Consider the following 18,692-nt stretch of genomic DNA (forward strand, 5'->3'; position numbering starts at 1 on the left):
GATAAATATTTAATTATGAGATTAATTGACAAAACAGGCCTCAGCCTGTTATCAAAAAATAAAATAGCAAGATTCATCACAAAGACATCCGTTCTATGTGTTGCTATGGCTTCTGTAGGATTAACAGCCTGCGACCCGTTAGGAGTAGAACCTACAGACAAAGTATTTGAAGATGACTTCTGGACAAACGCCCAATTGTCACGCGCATACGTCTATAAGTTTTATACTTGGGCTCCGGTTACCGCAAACCAGTATTTTACCTCTGAACAATGGTCTGACAATGCCATCGGAAATGATGAAACCGACTGGACAAGTTATCGCCAAAACAGTTTTTATCAAAGAACTTACGATGCGTTGAACGGTATAGATGGTTTTTCCGGTCCTTGGGGTGACCAATACAAAAAGATCCGTGCGACTAATTTAGGTATCGAGCGTATCCCGACAGTACCATCTATCCAGGAATCCGTCATGAACCAGCTTTTAGCCGAATGTCACTTCTTTAGAGGCTGGTTGTACTTTGAATTGGAACAATATTGGGGTGGCGTTCCTTATATAGACAGGGTTATGAATGTTTTCGATGAAACAATGTTGCCTAGGATCACCCGTGAAGAGTTGTTCGACAAAGTACTTGCCGACTTCGACAAATCACTTGAATATTTCAGCAAAACAGAGGAAACACCTCAACTCGGATTGGTGAACGCCGATGCCGTACAGACGATCAAATCACGTGTAGCCCTATATGCAGCATGTGCTGCAGATGCGGCCAAAAGCAATTTATATGAGAACCTGAGCGGTTCAGAAGAATCGAAAGCAATATATCGCTTTGAAAAAGGCTCGTCACACTATTATCAAATAGCATACGATGCGGCCAAGAGTGTCATTGGCAAATATAAACTGGATGAAAGCTATGCCAAACTGTTCAATAGCAGTGACGGCTATACCTCTTCCGAGTCTATCTGGCCTGTTATGTTCAACAAAGACAACCGCACCGGTTTTAATGTGGCATCTTGCCATGCCCCTGTCGGCAAGTATTACGGAAGTACAAATGATTTCAACAAAGATTGGGGTGTTCGCGGATCAACGTATCCCACACAAGATTTAGTTGACTGCTACTACCAAAAAGACGATGCCGACGGCAAATGGAAACAATGGTGGAAAACCAAACAAGCTACCGTAGACATGAACGGTTCTGTCGATGCCGATGGTAACTACAAAGCAGAAACGGAAAATTACGGCAAGATGTATGAAAACCGCGATGAACGATTCTATGCAACTGTTTTATATGATGGTTCTTATTATGCCGGCGTTGAAAAAGAAATGTATTTAATCGGTACATGGATCGACCTGTCAGAGCCAACCCAATCTGAAAAATACAGTGCTCTGCATACTGGTTTCAGAGACTCCGAAAACCTGTCTAAGCCAGTTAAATATGCTTCATCCAACACCATCACAAGTTATTATCCGGCCAAATACATTCAAGGTATTTTCAAAGAAGACGGGACATTGGAGACAGAGCAACGCAATGCCTACTACTTCATGGTTCGCTATGCCGAAGTACTTATGAACTATGCTGAAGCCGCTATCAAACTGAACAAAACAAGCGAAGCAGAAGATGCAATCAATCAAATACGCAGACGTGCTGGTTTGGACAATTTCGATTCATCTGTTGTAGGACATGATTTATGGGAAGAATACAAACTGCAACGCCGTATCGAATTTGCATACGAAGTTCCGGGACATCGTTATTACGATTTGCTTCGCTGGAGTGAAGCCGAAGGTAAAACAACTATCGAAGAATTGAACCGGGGTCCGAAGGGAATGTTAATCTTCAGAAAAGGAATAGAAAGTGAAAAAGTAGGCGAAAACGGTTATCCTGCACCTAAAAGCGATCCTAAATACTTTACACCACGTGTGGAAACACGCCGTTTCGACTACGACCGTTACAATAAAGTATTTGATAAGGGGAATTATTACAAATTGCCATTTACACAAACCGTTTTGGAATCAGAAAAAGCACTGGTACAAAACCCGGGATGGTAATCATTTTTTTATAAACACATAAAATAAAAACAAGAATGAAATTAGCTAGTAAATTATTTATAACAATCTTAGGAACTGCACTTTTCACCAGTTGTCAAAAAGGGCTGGTTTATGATGAAGTTCCGGCAGATGTATATGAAGACGTTTCGTTAAGCACCAACTTATGTAAAGTTGAAACTCGCGAAATCTTCACCCATAAAGTTTATCAGGTTAATTACAAACAGTGGGTAGATAATATGTTATTGGTAAGCAACATCGGGCTTGATTACAGATCAAACACCGAATACATCAATAATACCGGATCTGATGTAACTATTTTGGGAGAGGTAATCAAGCCCGGAGAAAAAATTATGGTGCAAAACAAACTGACTACCGAAGACGAAGCAAGTGCACCTGATGGCAAATTATATGTAATCAATGTTTTTGCAACAGCTAGAGCAACATATAAAACACCCAACAAAGGACACGTTTTCGTGGAATCGGAGTTTCAAGGAGAAGATATTAAATTTAGTACCCCGGGCGATAATGAAGGTCAATATCAAGAAGCAAGTATACCTGTAGACCCAACGAAGTTATCAGTAGCTCTTTTATTGAATAACAGCAAAGCTTGTGAAGTAGAAAGAGTAGGCGATGCTCCGGAACTGGGAAAACCGGGAGATTTCTCAAAGCCGCAACGTTATATGGTTGTTAATATCACCAGACGTCCGGAAGGAGAACCGGCCAGACGATTATATGAAGTCCGCGTACAATTATTAAAATAGTTGCCGGTTGAGTAAACAAATGGGGATGGCTATTTGTAGGCCATCTCCATCTGTTTTTATTGTGAATAATTTAATAATGAATATATGATAAAACAATTTGTAACCATATTAATCGTTTGTTTTAGCTCCATTGAATGCTTTTCGCAAAACAATCAATCAACCTTCCTTTTCCCTGAATTTACAGAAGCCATCGTACATTATAAAGACGGAAGAGCTTTCCAAGTACCTATTAATTATAATTTACTTGAAAGTAATTTCATTTTTATAGATAAGGATAAAAAGAAAAAAGAATTTTCCGATCCGGAACTTGTTATTTCCGTTAAAGTCGGCGACCGGGCTTTTCTTCCAATAACAGGAGATGAAATGGCTGAAGTCTTGCAAATTGATCCTAAAATATTAGTTCAATATAATGGTTACGCTCGAAAAACAAAAAATTTACCTTATGGAGGAAAAACAGAAACTGCCTCGGTGGGAGTCATATCCAACCTTCATTCTGGTACTGGTAGTTCTTCTTTAGACACCGAAAACATAACCGTAACAAACATTAATCATAGGTTCTATATCGAAAAAAATAAACGCCTTAAAAGATTCACCACTGAAAAACAATTCCTGAAACTATTTCCTAAACAAAAAGAAGAACTAAAGAAATACATCGATGAAAGCAAAGTTGATTTCAATTCTATCGAACAAGTAGTACAGCTTTGCAATCACGCCTTTACTATTGAAAAATAAAAGAAGAAACATTGGTGGTTTTAAGAACATACTGGTTTTATACTATTGGCGAAGTAAAAAACGACAAACAGGAATGTTCAATTTTAACCCCAAAAGAGGTGGTCCTTCAACAGCCACCTCTTTTACTTTTATACTCTACTCAAATGGCCATGGCCAAACACCACTACCATGATCTATGATTTCAAAATGTACAGAATAGAGATCATTTGCGTCAACAGAACCTGTTATCACTATTTTCTTTTTATTCTTTGTATCGTTTAAATATACCGTCAAATACACTATTCCTGATGCATCTAAAGTACATTCATCTTTTGCTGTAAACAAATAATCACCGGCAACTCCTCCTAGTGCTTGATAAATTTGACCATCATTTCCAACTTCCCAAATAACACGAACATTAATATCTCTCCCATCATATTGCATAGGATAATTTACATCATGCATTCCCGGAGACAAAGAATTAGAAAGAATAACATCTAAAGGTTCAGCTTCAACAGGATTTGCAAATCCACACAATGGCAATAAAGCCACTAAAAAAGTCAAAATAGCTTTCATAACGTAATTGTATTAAAAGATTAATATCTATCATAAAGATAATATATTCCCTTTACACAACAACTCGTTTAATCCCAATTAACTGCCATTCCTGTTGTCAAACTATTTCTTCTTTTCGATAACCATCAGCTTTCCATTATCGGTCCCGTAAAAAGCAATCGTATTCACGGGCTTTACATTTCCTTCCGCTTCAAAACGAACGACTTTATTCAGAGCTTCCAGAAACTCCTGCTCGCCTTTCAGATCAGGACACGCCATGCGCGTTGTGGCGACTTGCGGAAACTTAATGATGTTTTTCCGGGCTTCCGAATATTCGATATTGCCATTCATCCGGTTACAACCGGCATTGCCTGACAAATGGTTACGGGCAACATCAATGACAATAAGCTGTTTGCTGTCTGCCGGATCAAGTTTCTTACCGTTCAGTTCCACTACACTCCATTCGCCATTCAGGTCTGAATAGGAAGCCACCACAGCTTTTTGTGATTTACAGGAAGCAAATACGGCTATCCCCACAACTGCCAGGCAGAGATATAAATACTTCTTCATACGGTTTAATTTTTAGATAAAACAAGCAATACGTTGCCGTCCTGGTCTACCAGGGCCATTTCGCTTTCAGAATTACCGGCTTTAACCGCTTTCACATCACCCATCGCTTTCATGATCGCATCTTCCGTTGCCATGTCCGGACAAGCCATCATTGTAGCAGCACCCGGTGCAATAGTGATCGAAGAAACATCGTTGGCATCTAATGTAATGGTTGTATTGAACATATTACAACCGGCATTGCCATGCAATTTATTCTGAGCCATATCGAATTCCATATAGGGCAGTCCTTCTTTCAGAATCTTTTCGCCTTTTACTTCCACCACATTCCATTTACCTTCCAGTTTCTTTGCGTCTGTTTTGGCTTCAGAACAAGAAATCATCATCCCAAGTACCATCGGGAGCATCAATACATAAAAAATCACTCTTTTCATAATCTATACTATTTGTTATATCACTTACAAGGATAAGACGCCAAATCCGTCCAAATTGTTCCCCAAAGATATTCAATTTAGTCAATATTAACAAATCTTCCCTTCTACGCTACTTCCATGCGCCTGATGCTTTACATTATTTTCCGTAAGTTTGTACCCGACGAACAAACTATAAATGAGGATATAATGAAGAGATCAGGCATTGCACCTATTTTGATTTTACTGTTCATAGTAGGTATCTCCTGCAAAAACACCCCTAAACAATGCGAAGAAGAAGTTGACAGCGAATGGATCGACAGCCTCCAACGCGTATATCAATACGGTATCTGCATCGATACACTCGACCTGAAAGAGTATAAGATGAAAAACGGTGATAATCCGGCTGCAATCTTCTCTAACCTCGGTTTCTCTGCCTTAATGGCTGACAGTATCAGCAGATCGTCCAAAGAAGTTCTGGCCCCTACAAAGCTACAGGCGGGCATGCATTATTATACCTTCTCCATGCAAGACAGCACTGCACAGATACGCTACATTGCTTTTGCCAAATCGAAAACCGATTACGCAGTGATCGACTTTACCGGCGATACGATCAGTGCCTACGAGTTTAACAAGCCTATTACTTTAAAACGCCAGTACGTAGAAGGAACAATCAATTCCTCCTTATGGAACGTATTACAATCGAAAGGCGTAAACCCGTTGTTGGCAATCAATATAGCCGATGTCTTTGCCTGGCAAATAGACTTTTATGATGTAAAAGAGGGGGATTCTTTCCGTGTACTCTATGATATTGCTTATATCGACGACACAACTGCACTGAATATAAGCGGTATCCAGGGAGCAATCTTTACTCATCAGGGAAAAGACTTTGTTGCCATCCCCTTTACCCAGGACAGCGTATTCGAATACTTCGACCAGGACGGGAACAGTTTGCGTAAAGCATTCCTGAAAGCCCCGCTGGATATCTTCCGTATCACGTCACGCTTTACGAATGCCCGTTTCCATCCGATTCTGAAACGTTATCGCGCTCACCACGGGGTTGATTATGCAGCACCGGTCGGTACCCCGGTTAAAAGCATCGGAGCCGGAACCGTTATTGCCAAAGGATATCAGAATGGCGGCGGAAATTTCCTGAAAGTAAAACACAACTCCGTATATACCACCACTTATATGCATCTCAGCAAGTTCGCCAAAGGCATACAGGTGGGCAGTCATGTGCAGCAAGGTGAAGTGATCGCTTATGTGGGTTCTACCGGTCTCTCGACTGGTCCTCATCTCGATTTCCGTGTACACAAAAACGGCCAGCCGATAAATCCCCTGAACATGGAGGCACCTCCTTCATTGCCTGTCAAAGCGGAATTCCGCGACAGTTTTGCTATCGTAAAACAACAGGTACTTGCCGAATTGGACAGCATGCAAACACGGCATATAGAAGTTGCCGATACACTCTTGATAACGGAATAAATAGCCGGACAGGAAGGTTTCAAACGGATGCCTACCCGCGGATGAAGCGGTGCCTATCGGTTTCAGCTCCGATAACTATTGCTTTTAAGTAGAATTATGCTACATTTGTAGGAACTATAAATCACGCAAGTATGAAATTTTTAGGTAATATCATCTGGTTAATATTCGGCGGACTGATCACCAGTATTGAATATCTGGTTTCAAGCCTCCTGCTGATGGTTACGATCATCGGCATTCCATTCGGACTACAGACATTGAAACTGGCTCTGCTGGCTTTGTGGCCTTTTGGTAGCACGGTTACGGATAATGGCAATTCCGGAGGTTGCCTCTGCATTATCATGAACATTCTATGGATCATACTCGGAGGTTTCTGGATCTGCCTGACACACCTGGGATTCGGGTTACTGCTGTGTATCACCATCATCGGTATCCCCTGGGGAAGACAACATTTCAAGATGGCAGCCCTTGCCCTGACTCCTTTCGGTAAGAATATCAACTAATCCAAAACAGGATAGCTTTGCCGGGCTTCTGCCCGGCTGCAAGCATTGAAATGCCACCATTCATAAGGAATGATGCGGAACCCGGCATTTCTCATGATCCGGCGAAGCAAACGTCGGTTATCATAGGCTGTGCGATCTATTTTCCCGGCATCCAATAAAGCCTCTTCATTATTCGTATGAGCCTCTTCGCCAAAGAAATCGAATGGCGTTCCCATAGGAAGGGGAGCGCCTGTTTTATCAAGGATAGTTACATCTACTGCCATTCCATAATTATGCAATCCGCCGCCGTTAGCCGGATTGCTGACATAATTCACCTTATCGGTTCCGCGAACAAGTGCCCACATTTTACGTTGTACAGACATTGGGCGGGCCGCATCATAAACCACCAGCGTAAGGTCGGGATTTTCTTTTTTCAATAGCCGTTGAGCCGCGATAAGTTTCCCGGCGGCATCCGGATGAAGCCAGGCACGCGTGATTCCGGAATAAACAGCTTCCCCCATAAAATTATCGGGAGTTGCATAAACCAGTTGTACACGAATGGTAGAATCCAGTGCAGAGATATCGACCAGTCCTTTATTGCGCAGATAGGTATCCAGTTCTTCCGCATCAGCACAGGCACAAACAAACAGTACCGCTAACAGGAATATATGCTTCGGCCACTTCATCGGATTCTTTTTTAATCAATAGATATCTGCTCCACTTCTATCGGGTCATTCAGGAAGACTGAGGCTGCTTCCGAGAATTTCGCGGCAGACTCTGTAGTCAGGAAACGGCATTCTCCGCCACGGGTAAGTCGGCGGTCCATTTCCGGATGCCTGTTTAGATAGTCTTTCAGGCTCTCTGCCACGTATTCTCCCTGCGCAAAGACGGTTATCCCCTGCGGCAAATACTGTCTGATTTTGCCGATTAAAAGCGGATAATGCGTGCATCCCAGTACCAGTGTATCTATCCGGGGATCGACCGACAGAATATGATCCAGATGTTTTTGTACAAAATAATCCGCTCCGGGAGAATCGAACTCATTGTTCTCAACTAATGGAACCCACATCGGACAGGACTCTCCCGTCACAGTGATATGGGGAAACATTTTCTCAATCTCCAGTGAATAGGAATGTGAAGATATTGTTCCGGCTGTCCCCAGAATACCTATATGTTTTGTAGTGCTGACCTGATCCATCATTTCCACCGTCGGACGAATCACTCCCAACACACGGCGGACCGGATCCCAGTCCGGCAGATCACGCTGCTGAATGGTACGCAGGGCTTTTGCCGATGCCGTATTACACGCCAGAATCACCAACTGACACCCCTCGGAAAACAATTTCATTACAGCCTGGCGGGTGAAACGGTAAACCACCTCAAATGAACGTGGTCCATAAGGTGTACGTGCATTATCGCCCAGATAAATATAGTCATACTCAGGCATTGCCTGGCGGATCTTATCAAAGACTGTCAATCCACCATAGCCGGAGTCAAAAATCCCGATAGGTCCTGCTTTTTGTGAAAACATATTTCTTCCTTCTTTATATAATACAACAAAGGATGCCCTCCATAGAAAGGCATCCTTTGTTATATCTCTAATTAGAATCTATTATTTCAAGCCTAATTTAGCTTTTACCAACGGAGTAGCATCGATTGCAGCATTGCCGGTATAAAGAACGATACCAGGATTGTTATCGATGATATAAGCATAGCCTTTTTCATCACCTACAGCTTTGATAGCATTTCTAAGCTTATCCTGGATCGGAGCCAACAATTCCTGCTGTTTTTTATTCATATCCTGTTGTGCAACCTGTGTAAAGTTTTCAACACGCTGACGAATATCTTCCAATTCCTGTGTTCTTCTCAGTTTGATATTTTCAGTCATTGAATCCTGCTGAGCGATATAATCTGTATATTTCTTTTGGAATTCATCCTCCATCGTCTTCATCTCACCCGCATATTTGTCATTCATCTGCTTCATTGTTTCCTGCATAGCTGCTATTTCCGGCATAGCCATCATAATTTCCTGCGAATTAACAATTGCCACCTTTGCTTCCTGAGCAAAAACTCCTAACGGGAGGATCATCAACAAAAAAATAATCAGTTTCTTCATTTTCTATAAAATATTATTGTTATTAATCAATCATGTTATTTTGTGCATAAAGCGCACAAATGTAAGCATTTATTTTGAATATCCTAACTTTAACAGCACTTCATTGCTGATATCTATCTTCGGAGAAGCAAAAATAATACTCATCGCCGAAGCACGGTCAACAACGAGTTGATACCCCTTGTCTTCCGAAATCTCCTTTACGGCATTATAGATTTCATCCTGGATAGGTTTCATCAGGCTTTCACGCTTCTTGTACAACTCGCCTTCCGGTCCGAAATACTGACGTTTCAGGTTCTGTGCTTCCTGTTCCTTCTTCACAATCTCCTCTTCACGCTTCGTTTTCATCTCGGCAGAAAGGAATACCAAATCACTCTGATAGGTCTTATACATGTTTTGTGCTTCCTGCTGGATAGCTTCCACCTCATTCTGCCACTTCTTCGATACCTGGCTCAGCTGTTCGTTCGTCATCTCATAAGCCGGAATATTTTTTAGTATATACTCCATATCTATCAAGGCAAACTTTTGTGCCATACCGGCAAAAGAGCAAAGGAGCATCATACAACTCAAAACAATAATCTTCTTCATACGCTTTCTTTTTATAGTTTCACTCTCTGACTGCAAATATAGCAGAGGGTTTACTTTGTTCCAACGAATTATGGTTAACGCTTGACGATGAATTGTTAATTTTAAATTAATCCATTGTTTATTATTAGAACTCCTGTCCGATGATGAAGTGGAAGTTGCTTCCACCTGCACTACGAGCACCATCCACCTTGTCGAAACCATACGCCCAGTCGATACCCATCAAACCGATCATCGGCAAGAAGATACGTACACCAACACCGGCAGAACGTTTCAAGTCAAACGGATTAAAGCTCTTCAAATCTCGCCATGCATTACCTGCTTCAGCAAATACAAGACCGTAAATCGTAGAAGACGGTTCCAACAGGAACGGATAACGTAATTCCATTGCCAGACGAGAGTAAGCATAACCATAAGAGTTATATCCACCATTACCGGCAATACTACCGTTTTCGTAACCTCTCAAACCAATCGTTTCAGTCGCATACGTACTGGAGTATCCGCTCATACCGTCACCCCCCATATAGAATGTTTCAAACGGAGAACGTTTGTGCTTATTATAAGATCCCAGGAATCCGTATTCAACACGTGTCATCAATACCGGTGTACGTTTGATCGCTCTCGGAGCCAACGGAGAGAAGATCTTTGCTTTGAACTTCCATTTATGATACTCGATAAACTTAAACTTATCAGGATTATCGTCCGACATATTAGCATAGTCCTTTCCGTCCCATAAAGAATAAGGAGGAGTAGCACTGACTGACATAGAGAACTGCGAACCGCTACGAGTATACAACGGGTTGTCGATAGAGTTACGCTGCAACATCAATTCCAGGTTTACATTGTGGCAAGTACCGTTCTGCACCAGGAAGTATGCCCAGTCATGCATGATATACATCTGATAATTCAATGTAGCCATAAACTGGAAGTAGTCATCCGGCCAGTTCAGACGCTTACCATAACCGGCAGAAAGACCGAACATCATAATCGATTTACCCGGGTCGTATGCCAATTCATAGTTATTATTATAATAACCGCCATAGTTACCGTAGTAACCGCCATACATGCTATTTCCATAATAAGGATAGCCACCGTAATAATTCGACATGCTGTTATTATAGTAGTTACTACTGATATCAGTCTGTTTGGAGAAATAAGCACTTACAGAAAGAGTATTCGGACGTCTTCCGCCGAACCACGGGTCCATAAATGAAATACTATAAGCCTGATAGTAGCGACCGTTAGTTTGTCCACTCAATGTCAATGTCTGGCCTTCCCCCTGCGGGATAATACCTTTATAAGTTTTCGGATTCAGGAAGTTCTTCATGGAGAAGTTCGTAAACTTCAGACTCAACTTACCGATCACACCTGTTTGTCCCCAACCGGCCGAGAACTCAATCTGGTCGTTCGCCTTCGATGTCAGGTTATATTGGATATCCACTGTTCCGTTCTCCGGATCAGGTATCGGCTTCGGCTCCATATTTTCCGGATCGAAATGTCCCATCTGGGCAATTTCACGAACGGAACGCATCAAGTCTTCACGGCTGAACAACATACCTGGCTTGGTACGAAGCTCACGACGTACGATATCTTCATACAAACGGTCGTTACCATTAATGATTACACGGTTGATGGTAGCCTGCGGGCCTTCCTGGATACGTACTTCCAAAGAGATAGAGTCGTTATCCACATCCACTTCTACCGGGTCGGCACTGAAGAAGATATAACCATTATTATAATACACATTGGAAACCGCATCTTCGTCTGTCGTCAAACGTTCATTCAACTTCTTCTGGTTATACACCTCTCCCGGTTTCATTCCCAGGATTGATTCCAAAAAGTCAGATGCATACTGCGTATTACCCACGAAACGGATATCTTTCAGATAATATTTATCACCTTCTTCAACCTTCAGGTAGATGTCGACTTTCTTTTCATTAAAGTTGACAACACTGTCCGATAGCAGCACTGCATCACGATAACCGTGTTCGTTGTATTTAGCGATAATATTATTTTTATCATTCTCGTATTCTTCAGTAGTAAACTTCTTTGTACTGAATGCTTCCAGGATACTGGTTTTCCAGTCGTTCGGAAGACTGAACTTTTCATTCGTCTTCTTCATCGCCTTCTTCAGGTCCCTTGCTGATAGCGCTTCATTACCTTCGAAGTAAATACGGTGGATCTTTGTCTTTTCGTTCTTATCGATATTAATATCAACAATCACCTCGCCTTCTTTCGACAAGTCGTCACGCTGTACAATATCAACGTCTACATTCTTAAAACCTTTGCCGTCAAAGAACTTCTGAATAACGATCTTTGCACGGTCCATCAGGTTGGGAGTTACCTGAAAACCTTTCTTCAAACCCAACTTGGCTTCAAGGTCTTCCCTCTCTCCTTTCTTGATACCATGATAATTTACTTCCGATATACGGGGACGTTGTTTCAACTGAATTTCCAGCCAAACTTGGTCACCTTCAATCTTGGTTGCCAGGATTTTTACATCCGAGAACAATCCGTGTTTCCAAAAACGCTTTACCGCTGTTGTAATCTCACCTCCGGCGTCGGGGATAGTGACCACGTCACCTACCGATAATCCGGAGAAACCGATTAACACGAAATCATCATAATTCTTAATACCCGTCACCTTAATATCGGCAATCTTATACCGCTTCGGCGTCGACGAATAATTAATGACCGGCACTTCTGCCGGTACTTCAACCTGGGTAGTGTCACTTTCCTGGGCAAATGCTCCGCAGGCAAAACCTAGGAAAATAAAAAACAGCACTATTCTTTTGTACATATAACAGCTATTGTTTATAAGATTAATTGCTCACTTGTCTTACCGAAACGGCGTTCACGTTGCTGGTAATACAATATAGCTTCATACAACTCTTCTTCTCTGAATGCCGGCCAAAAAACATCGGTAAAGTAGAACTCCGCATACGAACATTGCCACAGCAGAAAGTTACTGATGCGTTTTTCTCCTCCGGTTCGAATCAGCAGATCCGGATCGGGAATGCCTTTGGTCGTCAGGTGGTCCGAGACCACTGTCTCGGTTATATCGTTGGGGTTTATTTTCTTTTCCAGTACTTGGACGGCGAGCTGTCTGACAGCTTCTGTTATTTCCCAGCGGGAAGAATAACTAAGCGCCAATACCAGGGTAGTTCCCGTATTGGCAGAAGTTTGTTTAATACAATCCAGCAACGTTGCATGCGCATCCTCCGGCAGACGGTCCAAATTACCGATCGCCATCAGACGTACATTATTTTTCATCAGATCCGGAGTTTCACGATGGATGGCAGAGACAAGCAGGCTCATCAACGCTTTCACCTCCGCTTCAGGCCGGTTCCAGTTTTCTGTCGAAAATGTGTACACTGTCAGGTACTTCAGTCCAATCGTCGTTGCCGCCTCTACCACTTTACGCACGGAAACAACGCCCTCCTGGTGTCCATAGCTCCGGTCTTTCCCTTGCGCTTTGGCCCAACGTCCGTTTCCATCCATAATAATCGCCACATGTTGCGGCAAGCGATCTTTGTCTATTTCCTCTATCAATGACATAGTGTTTCTCAGTATCTAAACGTACTGTTGCTGTTTATACTATTACATGGCCTGTTACGCGGACCGAAGTCCCAGGTAACAGATAGCAGTAAAAATGAATACCAATCTTTGTTCTTCAAGAAACTGCCACTTATCTGATACGGATTATCCAGTATTGCATTATCCCCGTTCGTAACATCGAATTTATCTCCGAACAATTTACGGAACGAGAACTCGCATCCCAGGTTAATCCTGTTCTTGATCTTGTACTTCACGCCTACCCCTAACGGGATATTCGGTCCGAAAAACGCTTCATTACCTGTTCCATATGTAATCCCTAATCCTAGGAACACATAAGGAGTGAAGCGCTTCGCCCCAGCATAAGCAAATTTATCACTGTACGGAAAGAAGTTAAACTCCATCTGTCCGCCCAGTTCTACCAGGCTACGGCTGAACGATGCCTGCGCATTGTCCGGAAAAACATTTTCCAGTCCTTCCGTGCTGCCTGAAACCTGTCCCCACATCAGATTGCCTTTGAAAGCCCATCTGAAGTTGGCATTATAACGGAATACTGCTCCCACTGCCGGATTCATTCCTTTAAAGAAAGCATTCTTGTTGGCATCTCCCATATAGAAAGCGCCACCGGCCATTCCGCCTATTTCATATTTATATTCCTGTGCGTGGAGACCGGTAAATGAGCCGGCCATCAGTATCAGTATAAGAATCCGTCGAAAAAAAGTTGAAGTCATATGCAATGCTGTTATGTTCTACACCTCTTTTTCTAACGCTAAATTCTTCCTAAAATTATACTTTCCTCCACGAACTTTCTCAATCCTTAAAACCTAAACGGTTTATACGGCCTTTCCAGATCTGGTCCAGATCATTTGCATTATTATTCTCTTTACCGCCGAAAATTAGCATAAAATTCTCTTTATCCACTAAAACGGAAGCAAAACCTCTCGCTTTATAATCTTCCGGCATCACAGTCAGCGTGTCTGACAATGTCCATGTCACACCTCTGTCTATGGAGAAATAAATATCTTTAAACGCTTTATTCGATTCACCGATACCACCTATCAGGCAGAACTTATCATCATAAGCAGAAAGCATTACACCTTCTCTCTTATCGAAATAATCAGATTCTATATCAGTCAGTAAAACCCATTGTTTACCATTCATGGTGCCCCAGGCTGAATTCTGCAATTTACCGTTCTTGTCTTTTCCGGCAACCACTGTCAAACTGTTTTGCTTGCTACTACTTGAATAAGAAGCCAAAGAACCAAAACCGCTTACTGGGAATTCATCCGGAACAACATCACCGGTTGTCCATTTCTTATCCTTATCCATAAAAGCAAAACTCCGTGTACCGTTCTCTTCTACAATTGCAGACAGGAACGAAGTCTGGCCTAAACCTATTTCGTTATTAATTGCTCCCAACAAAGCATTTACAGACGGTGTTTGATCTACAAGCGTCCAATCCTGTCCGTTAACAGAACGATAGAGCGCCCCTTTGGTTGTAGGCACAAATAAAGCGTCATCATACTCAGTTATCTGAGAAAGACGAACTTCACCAGCCGGCAGACCGTTCAATGTCATTTCCGTCCAGCTTTTTGCATCGGAAACAGAAGAACTATATAATGAATATCCTTTGCTTGCATCAGTTCCCTGTGCGTACATATAATAATATTCATTATTCTCTTCACCCCATGTAACCACTTTTTGTTCTTTTACCGGGAATCCTAAAACGCTAGAATCATACAGTTCCCAACTCATGGAATCAGGCACCATCTGATGAACATTTACCTGAGCGATATACGTTTTCTTTGTAATACCGTCGTATGCGGCAGTTACAAATTTAACAGGTTTGGAGAAGTCCAAAGAGTCTTCCCTATTCCAGAAAAAAGTAGAGTCAGGCAAAGCATCCTGATTCACTTCGATTGTATAGGTACCTGTTGCTACAGACACTGTACAAACAACTTTCTCGATCTCTGTGCCAAACGGCAAGGAGTCCGGGTTAAAAATACGTCCGTTTACCTGATCGATCACAAACTTCACTGTATCCAACTTTCCCCCCAGGATTGAATCATGATCCACAGAGAATGCCGTTATCTGACAATCCTTAGGTATCTCATACTCCTGATCGTCTGAATTCAGACAAGAAGACAGAAACAATGCAATACATCCCGCTACAAATAGTACTATTCTATTTTTCATCCAAAAATAAGTTTGTTGCATATAAAGCCACAAAAGTAGAAACATTTTTTGCTTTATTCCCAATATCGGCTAATATTTATAATATTTTAGTTCCGTTAAACTACTTCGCTCACTGATTTTTCCGTGAAAAAACAGTGATTACGTGGTTCTGAACTTTTTTCACGTCCGTTAACGACAAAGATGCCACCCTGTTCAAATCCGGTGCTTTTACACCCGATTCCAGATTGACAGGGGCTGTTTCAACCAATATCTGATCCCATAAATTCTCCTCCAGAAAATGCTCAAGAAGCACAGCTCCCCCTTCCACCATCAACGAATTTAATTTACGGATATACAATTCGTGCATCACCTGCGACAAGACAGGCTGTGAAAAATCGAGGGTGACGTACTCCACATTCTCCCGGTTTTCCGCTTTTCCGACGGTAAAGACCAGCGTTTTCACTGTTGCGTCAAACAAATGATAATGCGAGGGGATACGTAAAGTCCGGTCGAGCACCACCCTGACAGGTGAGTTTCCAGCCCAATGCCGTACCGTTAACGAAGGGTTATCCAGGAAAGCCGTCTGCGTCCCGACCATGATAGCCGCCACATTCGCCCGCAAAGAATGCACCCTGCGCATCGTCTCCGGTGAAGACAATACGACAGCCGGTGAGGTATTATCCGTCCGCCCGCGGTCCATAAAACCGTCCGCACTCTGCGCCCATTTCAAATAAATGTAAGGCCGCCGCTTTTCCTGAAAAGTCATAAACACCCGGTTCAACTCCCGGGCTTCCTTTTCCATCACACCGGTTACCACTTCCACACCTGCTTCACGCAGCATCCGTACCCCTCTTCCCGACACTTCCGGAAACGGGTCCAGACACCCGATCACCACACGCGGTATCCGCTTTTTTATGATCAACTCCGCACAGGGAGGTGTCTTCCCATAGTGCGAACAGGGTTCCAGGCTAACGTATATCGTAGCCTCTTTCAACAAAGACTCATCACGAACCGAAGCGATTGCATTCACCTCGGCATGCGCTTCGCCATATTTCCGGTGATAGCCTTCTCCGATAATTTTACCCTGATGCACGATCACGGCTCCAACCATCGGATTCGGTGCCACATTGCCCGCTCCGCCACGGGCTAGTGAAATACAACGAGCCATATATTTATTCTCAACCTCGACCATTTTCTTTGCTTATAAATGGTTTTTGCATTACTTTTGCATTAAAATTAAATTGATATGACTGGGACTGTCGCCTATATACAAAATACGCTCAAAGATTATTATCCGCCAAGTGAAATTAAAGCATTCATTCGTTTGATAATGGAACGCGTTTGCGATATTCAGCCGCACCAATTCTTACTCTGCAAAGATAAAGAATTATCTGAGAAGGAGAAGACACAGATTTATAATATCGTAGAACGATTGGTAAAATATGAGCCGATCCAATATATTTTCGGTAAAACAGACTTTTACGGATTTGAGTTTCTAGTGAACCCGTCAGTGCTGATCCCCCGTCCGGAAACGGAAGAATTGGTGGAATTGATCGTACACGATTATGCCAAAAAGAGTATTGACATTCTGGACGTAGGTACCGGTAGCGGCTGCATTGCCATTACTTTAAGGAGATTACTGAAGAAAGCACAGGTTTCAGCACTCGACATCTCTCCGGAGGCATTGAAAATAGCCAAAAGAAATGCCGGAATCAACCGCGTACAGCTGACTTTTTACGAAAAAGATATTCTCCAGCCATCCAAAACGGCTGATTCCATAGAAGATGAATTCGATGTCATCGTCAGCAACCCTCCCTATGTCATGGAGAAGGAAAAAGCGGAAATGGAGAAAAACGTGCTCGACTACGAACCTTCGCTGGCACTGTTCGTACCCGACGACAACCCGTTGTTGTTTTACAATAACATCGCCCGCTTTGCCGAACAGAAACTGAAAAAGAAAGGCTACCTCTATTTCGAGATCAACGCACAGATGGGCGAAGCCGTGGTAAATATGCTGCGCATGATGGAATTTAAGAATGTGGAACTGATACAGGACCTGTCGGGCAAAGACCGCTTCGTAAAGGCACAGACATGGAACAGATAACCGAACCCGAAATGCTACGCCGCGCAGCCGCTTACTGCTCGACTGCCGAACGCTGCATCCAGGATGTACAAAAAAAGATTAAAGCCGCCGGCCTCTCCCAGGAGGAAGGCGAGCGGATCATTGCACGTCTGCTCCAGGAAAAATTCATCGACGAACATCGTTTCGCCCGTTATTTCGTGAACGACAAACTGCGCTTCAACAAATGGGGACGCATCAAAATCGCATACGAACTTCAAAAAAGGAATATCCCTGCCCCCATCCGTTCGGAAGCGCTGGAAGGGATAGACGAAAAAGAATATGCCGATATCCTCCAATCGTTGCTGAAGGCGAAAAAGAAATCGACCAAAGGCAAGGACGAACGGGATATCTACATCAAACTCCTCCGTTTTGCTGCCAGCCGTGGCTTTGAAAGCCGGGAAGCATCCCGTTGTCTGAAACAATTATTCAACGGGAACGATTATGAGGAAGATTTTTAATGACCTGCTGCACCTCTTTTTTCCTAAGCTCTGCATGCTGTGCCAGACACCTCTCGTCGGAGGGGAAGAGCATATCTGCCTGAAATGTCTTTGCGACCTGCCCCGTACAGGACACAATTTTCTGGAAGAGAACCCCGCCACCTACCTGTTCGGTGGAAAAGTCCCGGTTTACCATGCAGCTGCTTTCCTGCATTACGAAAAAGGCGGCCATGTGCAACAGCTTATCCATTCCCTGAAATACCACGACAACCGTGAGATCGGTTTCCGCCTGGGACGTATGGCCGGCCTGAGGTATCAGAAAGAAATCCTGTCAGACCGCCCGGACCTCCTCCTCCCCGTCCCGCTCCATCCCAAGAAGCGAAAACAGCGCGGCTACAACCAGTCCGAATGGATCGCCCGCGGCCTCAACACCCTTTTGAAACTCCCGATCGACACCACCAGCCTCCGCCGCACCAAAGAGACAGAAACGCAGACGCACAAACAGACATACGACCGTTGGCTGAATATGCAGGATATTTTCTCTGTCGTCGACAGCGAAGCTCTGGCAGGAAAACACATCCTCCTTATCGACGACGTCATCACCACCGGATCGACGATCGGAGCATGTGCCGAAGCACTGCTGACGATCCCGGGAGTACGGGTGAGCGTGCTGGCGATAGCGATGGCGTAAAAAATG

20 protein-coding genes are annotated in these 18,692 nt (G+C 43.2%); 8 read left to right on the forward strand and 12 right to left on the reverse strand.

What is annotated here, in order from left to right:
• Positions 1–15: 15 nt before the first annotated feature.
• The 3 genes from K6V26_RS17865 (at position 16) to K6V26_RS17875 (ending at position 3,533) form a co-directional block, all read left to right on the forward strand.
• On the forward strand, positions 16–2,040 hold the full coding sequence (locus tag K6V26_RS17865; RefSeq protein ID WP_224263464.1) for a RagB/SusD family nutrient uptake outer membrane protein: 2,025 nt from the start codon (positions 16–18) through the stop codon (positions 2,038–2,040).
• A gap of 35 nt (positions 2,041–2,075) precedes the next feature.
• On the forward strand, positions 2,076–2,801 hold the full coding sequence (locus K6V26_RS17870) for a DUF5018-related domain-containing protein (protein ID WP_122329326.1): 726 nt from the start codon (positions 2,076–2,078) through the stop codon (positions 2,799–2,801).
• Between the two features lie 84 nt (positions 2,802–2,885).
• A complete protein-coding gene (locus K6V26_RS17875; protein WP_224263465.1) occupies positions 2,886–3,533 on the forward strand; it encodes a hypothetical protein in 648 nt (215 codons plus the stop codon).
• 135 nt (positions 3,534–3,668) lie between these two features.
• On the opposite strand, the gene K6V26_RS17880 is transcribed toward K6V26_RS17875, so the two are convergent.
• The 3 genes from K6V26_RS17880 to K6V26_RS17890 form a co-directional block, all read right to left on the reverse strand.
• A complete protein-coding gene (locus K6V26_RS17880; protein WP_224263466.1) occupies positions 3,669–4,088 on the reverse strand; it encodes a hypothetical protein in 420 nt (139 codons plus the stop codon).
• A gap of 102 nt (positions 4,089–4,190) precedes the next feature.
• Complete coding sequence (locus K6V26_RS17885) at positions 4,191–4,637, reverse strand: META domain-containing protein (RefSeq protein WP_122329324.1); 447 nt, start codon at positions 4,635–4,637, stop codon at positions 4,191–4,193.
• Between the two features lie 5 nt (positions 4,638–4,642).
• Positions 4,643–5,068 carry an META domain-containing protein gene (locus K6V26_RS17890; protein ID WP_007654939.1) on the reverse strand — a complete coding sequence of 142 codons (426 nt, stop codon included), beginning with the start codon at positions 5,066–5,068 and terminating at the stop codon, positions 4,643–4,645.
• Positions 5,069–5,254: 186 nt separating this feature from the next.
• On the opposite strand from K6V26_RS17890, the gene K6V26_RS17895 reads away from it, so the two are divergent.
• Positions 5,255–6,529, forward strand: a complete 1,275-nt coding sequence (locus K6V26_RS17895) for a peptidoglycan DD-metalloendopeptidase family protein (RefSeq protein WP_224263467.1) — start codon at positions 5,255–5,257, stop codon at positions 6,527–6,529.
• A 131-nt stretch (positions 6,530–6,660) separates the two neighbouring features.
• The gene (locus tag K6V26_RS17900) at positions 6,661–7,029 is read left to right on the forward strand and encodes a YccF domain-containing protein (protein WP_007654943.1); all 369 of its coding nucleotides are present in this window, start codon (positions 6,661–6,663) and stop codon (positions 7,027–7,029) included.
• Here the strand turns inward: K6V26_RS17900 and K6V26_RS17905 are convergent.
• The 9 genes from K6V26_RS17905 to ribD all read right to left on the reverse strand — a co-directional run bounded on the left by K6V26_RS17905 (position 7,026) and on the right by ribD (position 16,628).
• Positions 7,026–7,694 carry a M15 family metallopeptidase gene (locus K6V26_RS17905; protein ID WP_195439417.1) on the reverse strand — a complete coding sequence of 223 codons (669 nt, stop codon included), beginning with the start codon at positions 7,692–7,694 and terminating at the stop codon, positions 7,026–7,028. The genes K6V26_RS17900 and K6V26_RS17905 overlap by 4 nt on opposite strands.
• A gap of 11 nt (positions 7,695–7,705) precedes the next feature.
• Entirely contained in the window at positions 7,706–8,539 is an 834-nt protein-coding gene (gene murI, locus K6V26_RS17910) for a glutamate racemase (protein WP_224263468.1), read from the reverse strand.
• Positions 8,540–8,620: 81 nt separating this feature from the next.
• Positions 8,621–9,124: an OmpH family outer membrane protein gene (locus K6V26_RS17915; RefSeq protein ID WP_007654948.1), complete on the reverse strand. Its 504-nt coding sequence runs from the start codon at positions 9,122–9,124 to the stop codon at positions 8,621–8,623.
• Positions 9,125–9,193: 69 nt separating this feature from the next.
• On the reverse strand, positions 9,194–9,709 hold the full coding sequence (locus K6V26_RS17920) for an OmpH family outer membrane protein (RefSeq protein WP_224263469.1): 516 nt from the start codon (positions 9,707–9,709) through the stop codon (positions 9,194–9,196).
• Positions 9,710–9,833: 124 nt separating this feature from the next.
• Positions 9,834–12,506 (reverse strand): outer membrane protein assembly factor BamA, encoded by a 2,673-nt coding sequence (gene bamA, locus K6V26_RS17925; RefSeq protein WP_224263470.1) that lies wholly within the window; start codon positions 12,504–12,506, stop codon positions 9,834–9,836.
• 14 nt (positions 12,507–12,520) lie between these two features.
• Entirely contained in the window at positions 12,521–13,264 is a 744-nt protein-coding gene (locus tag K6V26_RS17930) for an isoprenyl transferase (RefSeq protein ID WP_007654955.1), read from the reverse strand.
• Positions 13,265–13,272: 8 nt separating this feature from the next.
• Positions 13,273–13,992 (reverse strand): type IX secretion system protein PorG, encoded by a 720-nt coding sequence (gene porG / locus K6V26_RS17935; protein ID WP_224263471.1) that lies wholly within the window; start codon positions 13,990–13,992, stop codon positions 13,273–13,275.
• Positions 13,993–14,071: 79 nt separating this feature from the next.
• Complete coding sequence (locus tag K6V26_RS17940; protein WP_224263472.1) at positions 14,072–15,502, reverse strand: DUF6242 domain-containing protein; 1,431 nt, start codon at positions 15,500–15,502, stop codon at positions 14,072–14,074.
• 64 nt (positions 15,503–15,566) lie between these two features.
• On the reverse strand, positions 15,567–16,628 hold the full coding sequence (gene ribD / locus K6V26_RS17945; protein WP_224263473.1) for a bifunctional diaminohydroxyphosphoribosylaminopyrimidine deaminase/5-amino-6-(5-phosphoribosylamino)uracil reductase RibD: 1,062 nt from the start codon (positions 16,626–16,628) through the stop codon (positions 15,567–15,569).
• Between the two features lie 54 nt (positions 16,629–16,682).
• Here ribD and prmC point away from each other — a divergent pair, with 54 nt between their 5' ends.
• The 3 genes from prmC to K6V26_RS17960 are packed head-to-tail and all read left to right on the forward strand — an operon-like array spanning position 16,683 to position 18,686.
• Positions 16,683–17,540 carry a peptide chain release factor N(5)-glutamine methyltransferase gene (gene prmC / locus K6V26_RS17950; RefSeq protein WP_007654963.1) on the forward strand — a complete coding sequence of 286 codons (858 nt, stop codon included), beginning with the start codon at positions 16,683–16,685 and terminating at the stop codon, positions 17,538–17,540.
• A complete protein-coding gene (locus K6V26_RS17955) occupies positions 17,528–18,016 on the forward strand; it encodes a regulatory protein RecX (protein ID WP_122329318.1) in 489 nt (162 codons plus the stop codon). The genes prmC and K6V26_RS17955 overlap by 13 nt, the downstream gene beginning before the upstream one ends.
• Positions 18,000–18,686 (forward strand): ComF family protein, encoded by a 687-nt coding sequence (locus tag K6V26_RS17960; protein ID WP_224263474.1) that lies wholly within the window; start codon positions 18,000–18,002, stop codon positions 18,684–18,686. Before K6V26_RS17955 ends, K6V26_RS17960 begins: the two co-directional genes overlap by 17 nt.
• Positions 18,687–18,692 lie beyond the last annotated feature (6 nt).

Source organism: Parabacteroides goldsteinii, from assembly GCF_020091425.1.
In the GTDB taxonomy this organism is placed as follows: domain Bacteria; phylum Bacteroidota; class Bacteroidia; order Bacteroidales; family Tannerellaceae; genus Parabacteroides; species Parabacteroides goldsteinii.

What these genes read in the sequence shown, in the direction of transcription:
- K6V26_RS17865 (WP_224263464.1), top strand. Translation starts at nt 16, where the DNA reads ATGAGATTAATTGACAAAACAGGCCTCAGCCTGTTATCAAAAAATAAA.
- K6V26_RS17870 (WP_122329326.1), top strand. Translation starts at nt 2,076, where the DNA reads ATGAAATTAGCTAGTAAATTATTTATAACAATCTTAGGAACTGCACTT.
- K6V26_RS17875 (WP_224263465.1), top strand. Translation starts at nt 2,886, where the DNA reads ATGATAAAACAATTTGTAACCATATTAATCGTTTGTTTTAGCTCCATT.
- K6V26_RS17880 (WP_224263466.1), bottom strand. Translation starts at nt 4,088, where the DNA reads ATGAAAGCTATTTTGACTTTTTTAGTGGCTTTATTGCCATTGTGTGGA.
- K6V26_RS17885 (WP_122329324.1), bottom strand. Translation starts at nt 4,637, where the DNA reads ATGAAGAAGTATTTATATCTCTGCCTGGCAGTTGTGGGGATAGCCGTA.
- K6V26_RS17890 (WP_007654939.1), bottom strand. Translation starts at nt 5,068, where the DNA reads ATGAAAAGAGTGATTTTTTATGTATTGATGCTCCCGATGGTACTTGGG.
- K6V26_RS17895 (WP_224263467.1), top strand. Translation starts at nt 5,255, where the DNA reads ATGAAGAGATCAGGCATTGCACCTATTTTGATTTTACTGTTCATAGTA.
- K6V26_RS17900 (WP_007654943.1), top strand. Translation starts at nt 6,661, where the DNA reads ATGAAATTTTTAGGTAATATCATCTGGTTAATATTCGGCGGACTGATC.
- K6V26_RS17905 (WP_195439417.1), bottom strand. Translation starts at nt 7,694, where the DNA reads ATGAAGTGGCCGAAGCATATATTCCTGTTAGCGGTACTGTTTGTTTGT.
- murI (WP_224263468.1), bottom strand. Translation starts at nt 8,539, where the DNA reads ATGTTTTCACAAAAAGCAGGACCTATCGGGATTTTTGACTCCGGCTAT.
- K6V26_RS17915 (WP_007654948.1), bottom strand. Translation starts at nt 9,124, where the DNA reads ATGAAGAAACTGATTATTTTTTTGTTGATGATCCTCCCGTTAGGAGTT.
- K6V26_RS17920 (WP_224263469.1), bottom strand. Translation starts at nt 9,709, where the DNA reads ATGAAGAAGATTATTGTTTTGAGTTGTATGATGCTCCTTTGCTCTTTT.
- bamA (WP_224263470.1), bottom strand. Translation starts at nt 12,506, where the DNA reads ATGTACAAAAGAATAGTGCTGTTTTTTATTTTCCTAGGTTTTGCCTGC.
- K6V26_RS17930 (WP_007654955.1), bottom strand. Translation starts at nt 13,264, where the DNA reads ATGTCATTGATAGAGGAAATAGACAAAGATCGCTTGCCGCAACATGTG.
- porG (WP_224263471.1), bottom strand. Translation starts at nt 13,992, where the DNA reads ATGACTTCAACTTTTTTTCGACGGATTCTTATACTGATACTGATGGCC.
- K6V26_RS17940 (WP_224263472.1), bottom strand. Translation starts at nt 15,502, where the DNA reads ATGTTTCTACTTTTGTGGCTTTATATGCAACAAACTTATTTTTGGATG.
- ribD (WP_224263473.1), bottom strand. Translation starts at nt 16,628, where the DNA reads ATGGTCGAGGTTGAGAATAAATATATGGCTCGTTGTATTTCACTAGCC.
- prmC (WP_007654963.1), top strand. Translation starts at nt 16,683, where the DNA reads ATGACTGGGACTGTCGCCTATATACAAAATACGCTCAAAGATTATTAT.
- K6V26_RS17955 (WP_122329318.1), top strand. Translation starts at nt 17,528, where the DNA reads ATGGAACAGATAACCGAACCCGAAATGCTACGCCGCGCAGCCGCTTAC.
- K6V26_RS17960 (WP_224263474.1), top strand. Translation starts at nt 18,000, where the DNA reads ATGAGGAAGATTTTTAATGACCTGCTGCACCTCTTTTTTCCTAAGCTC.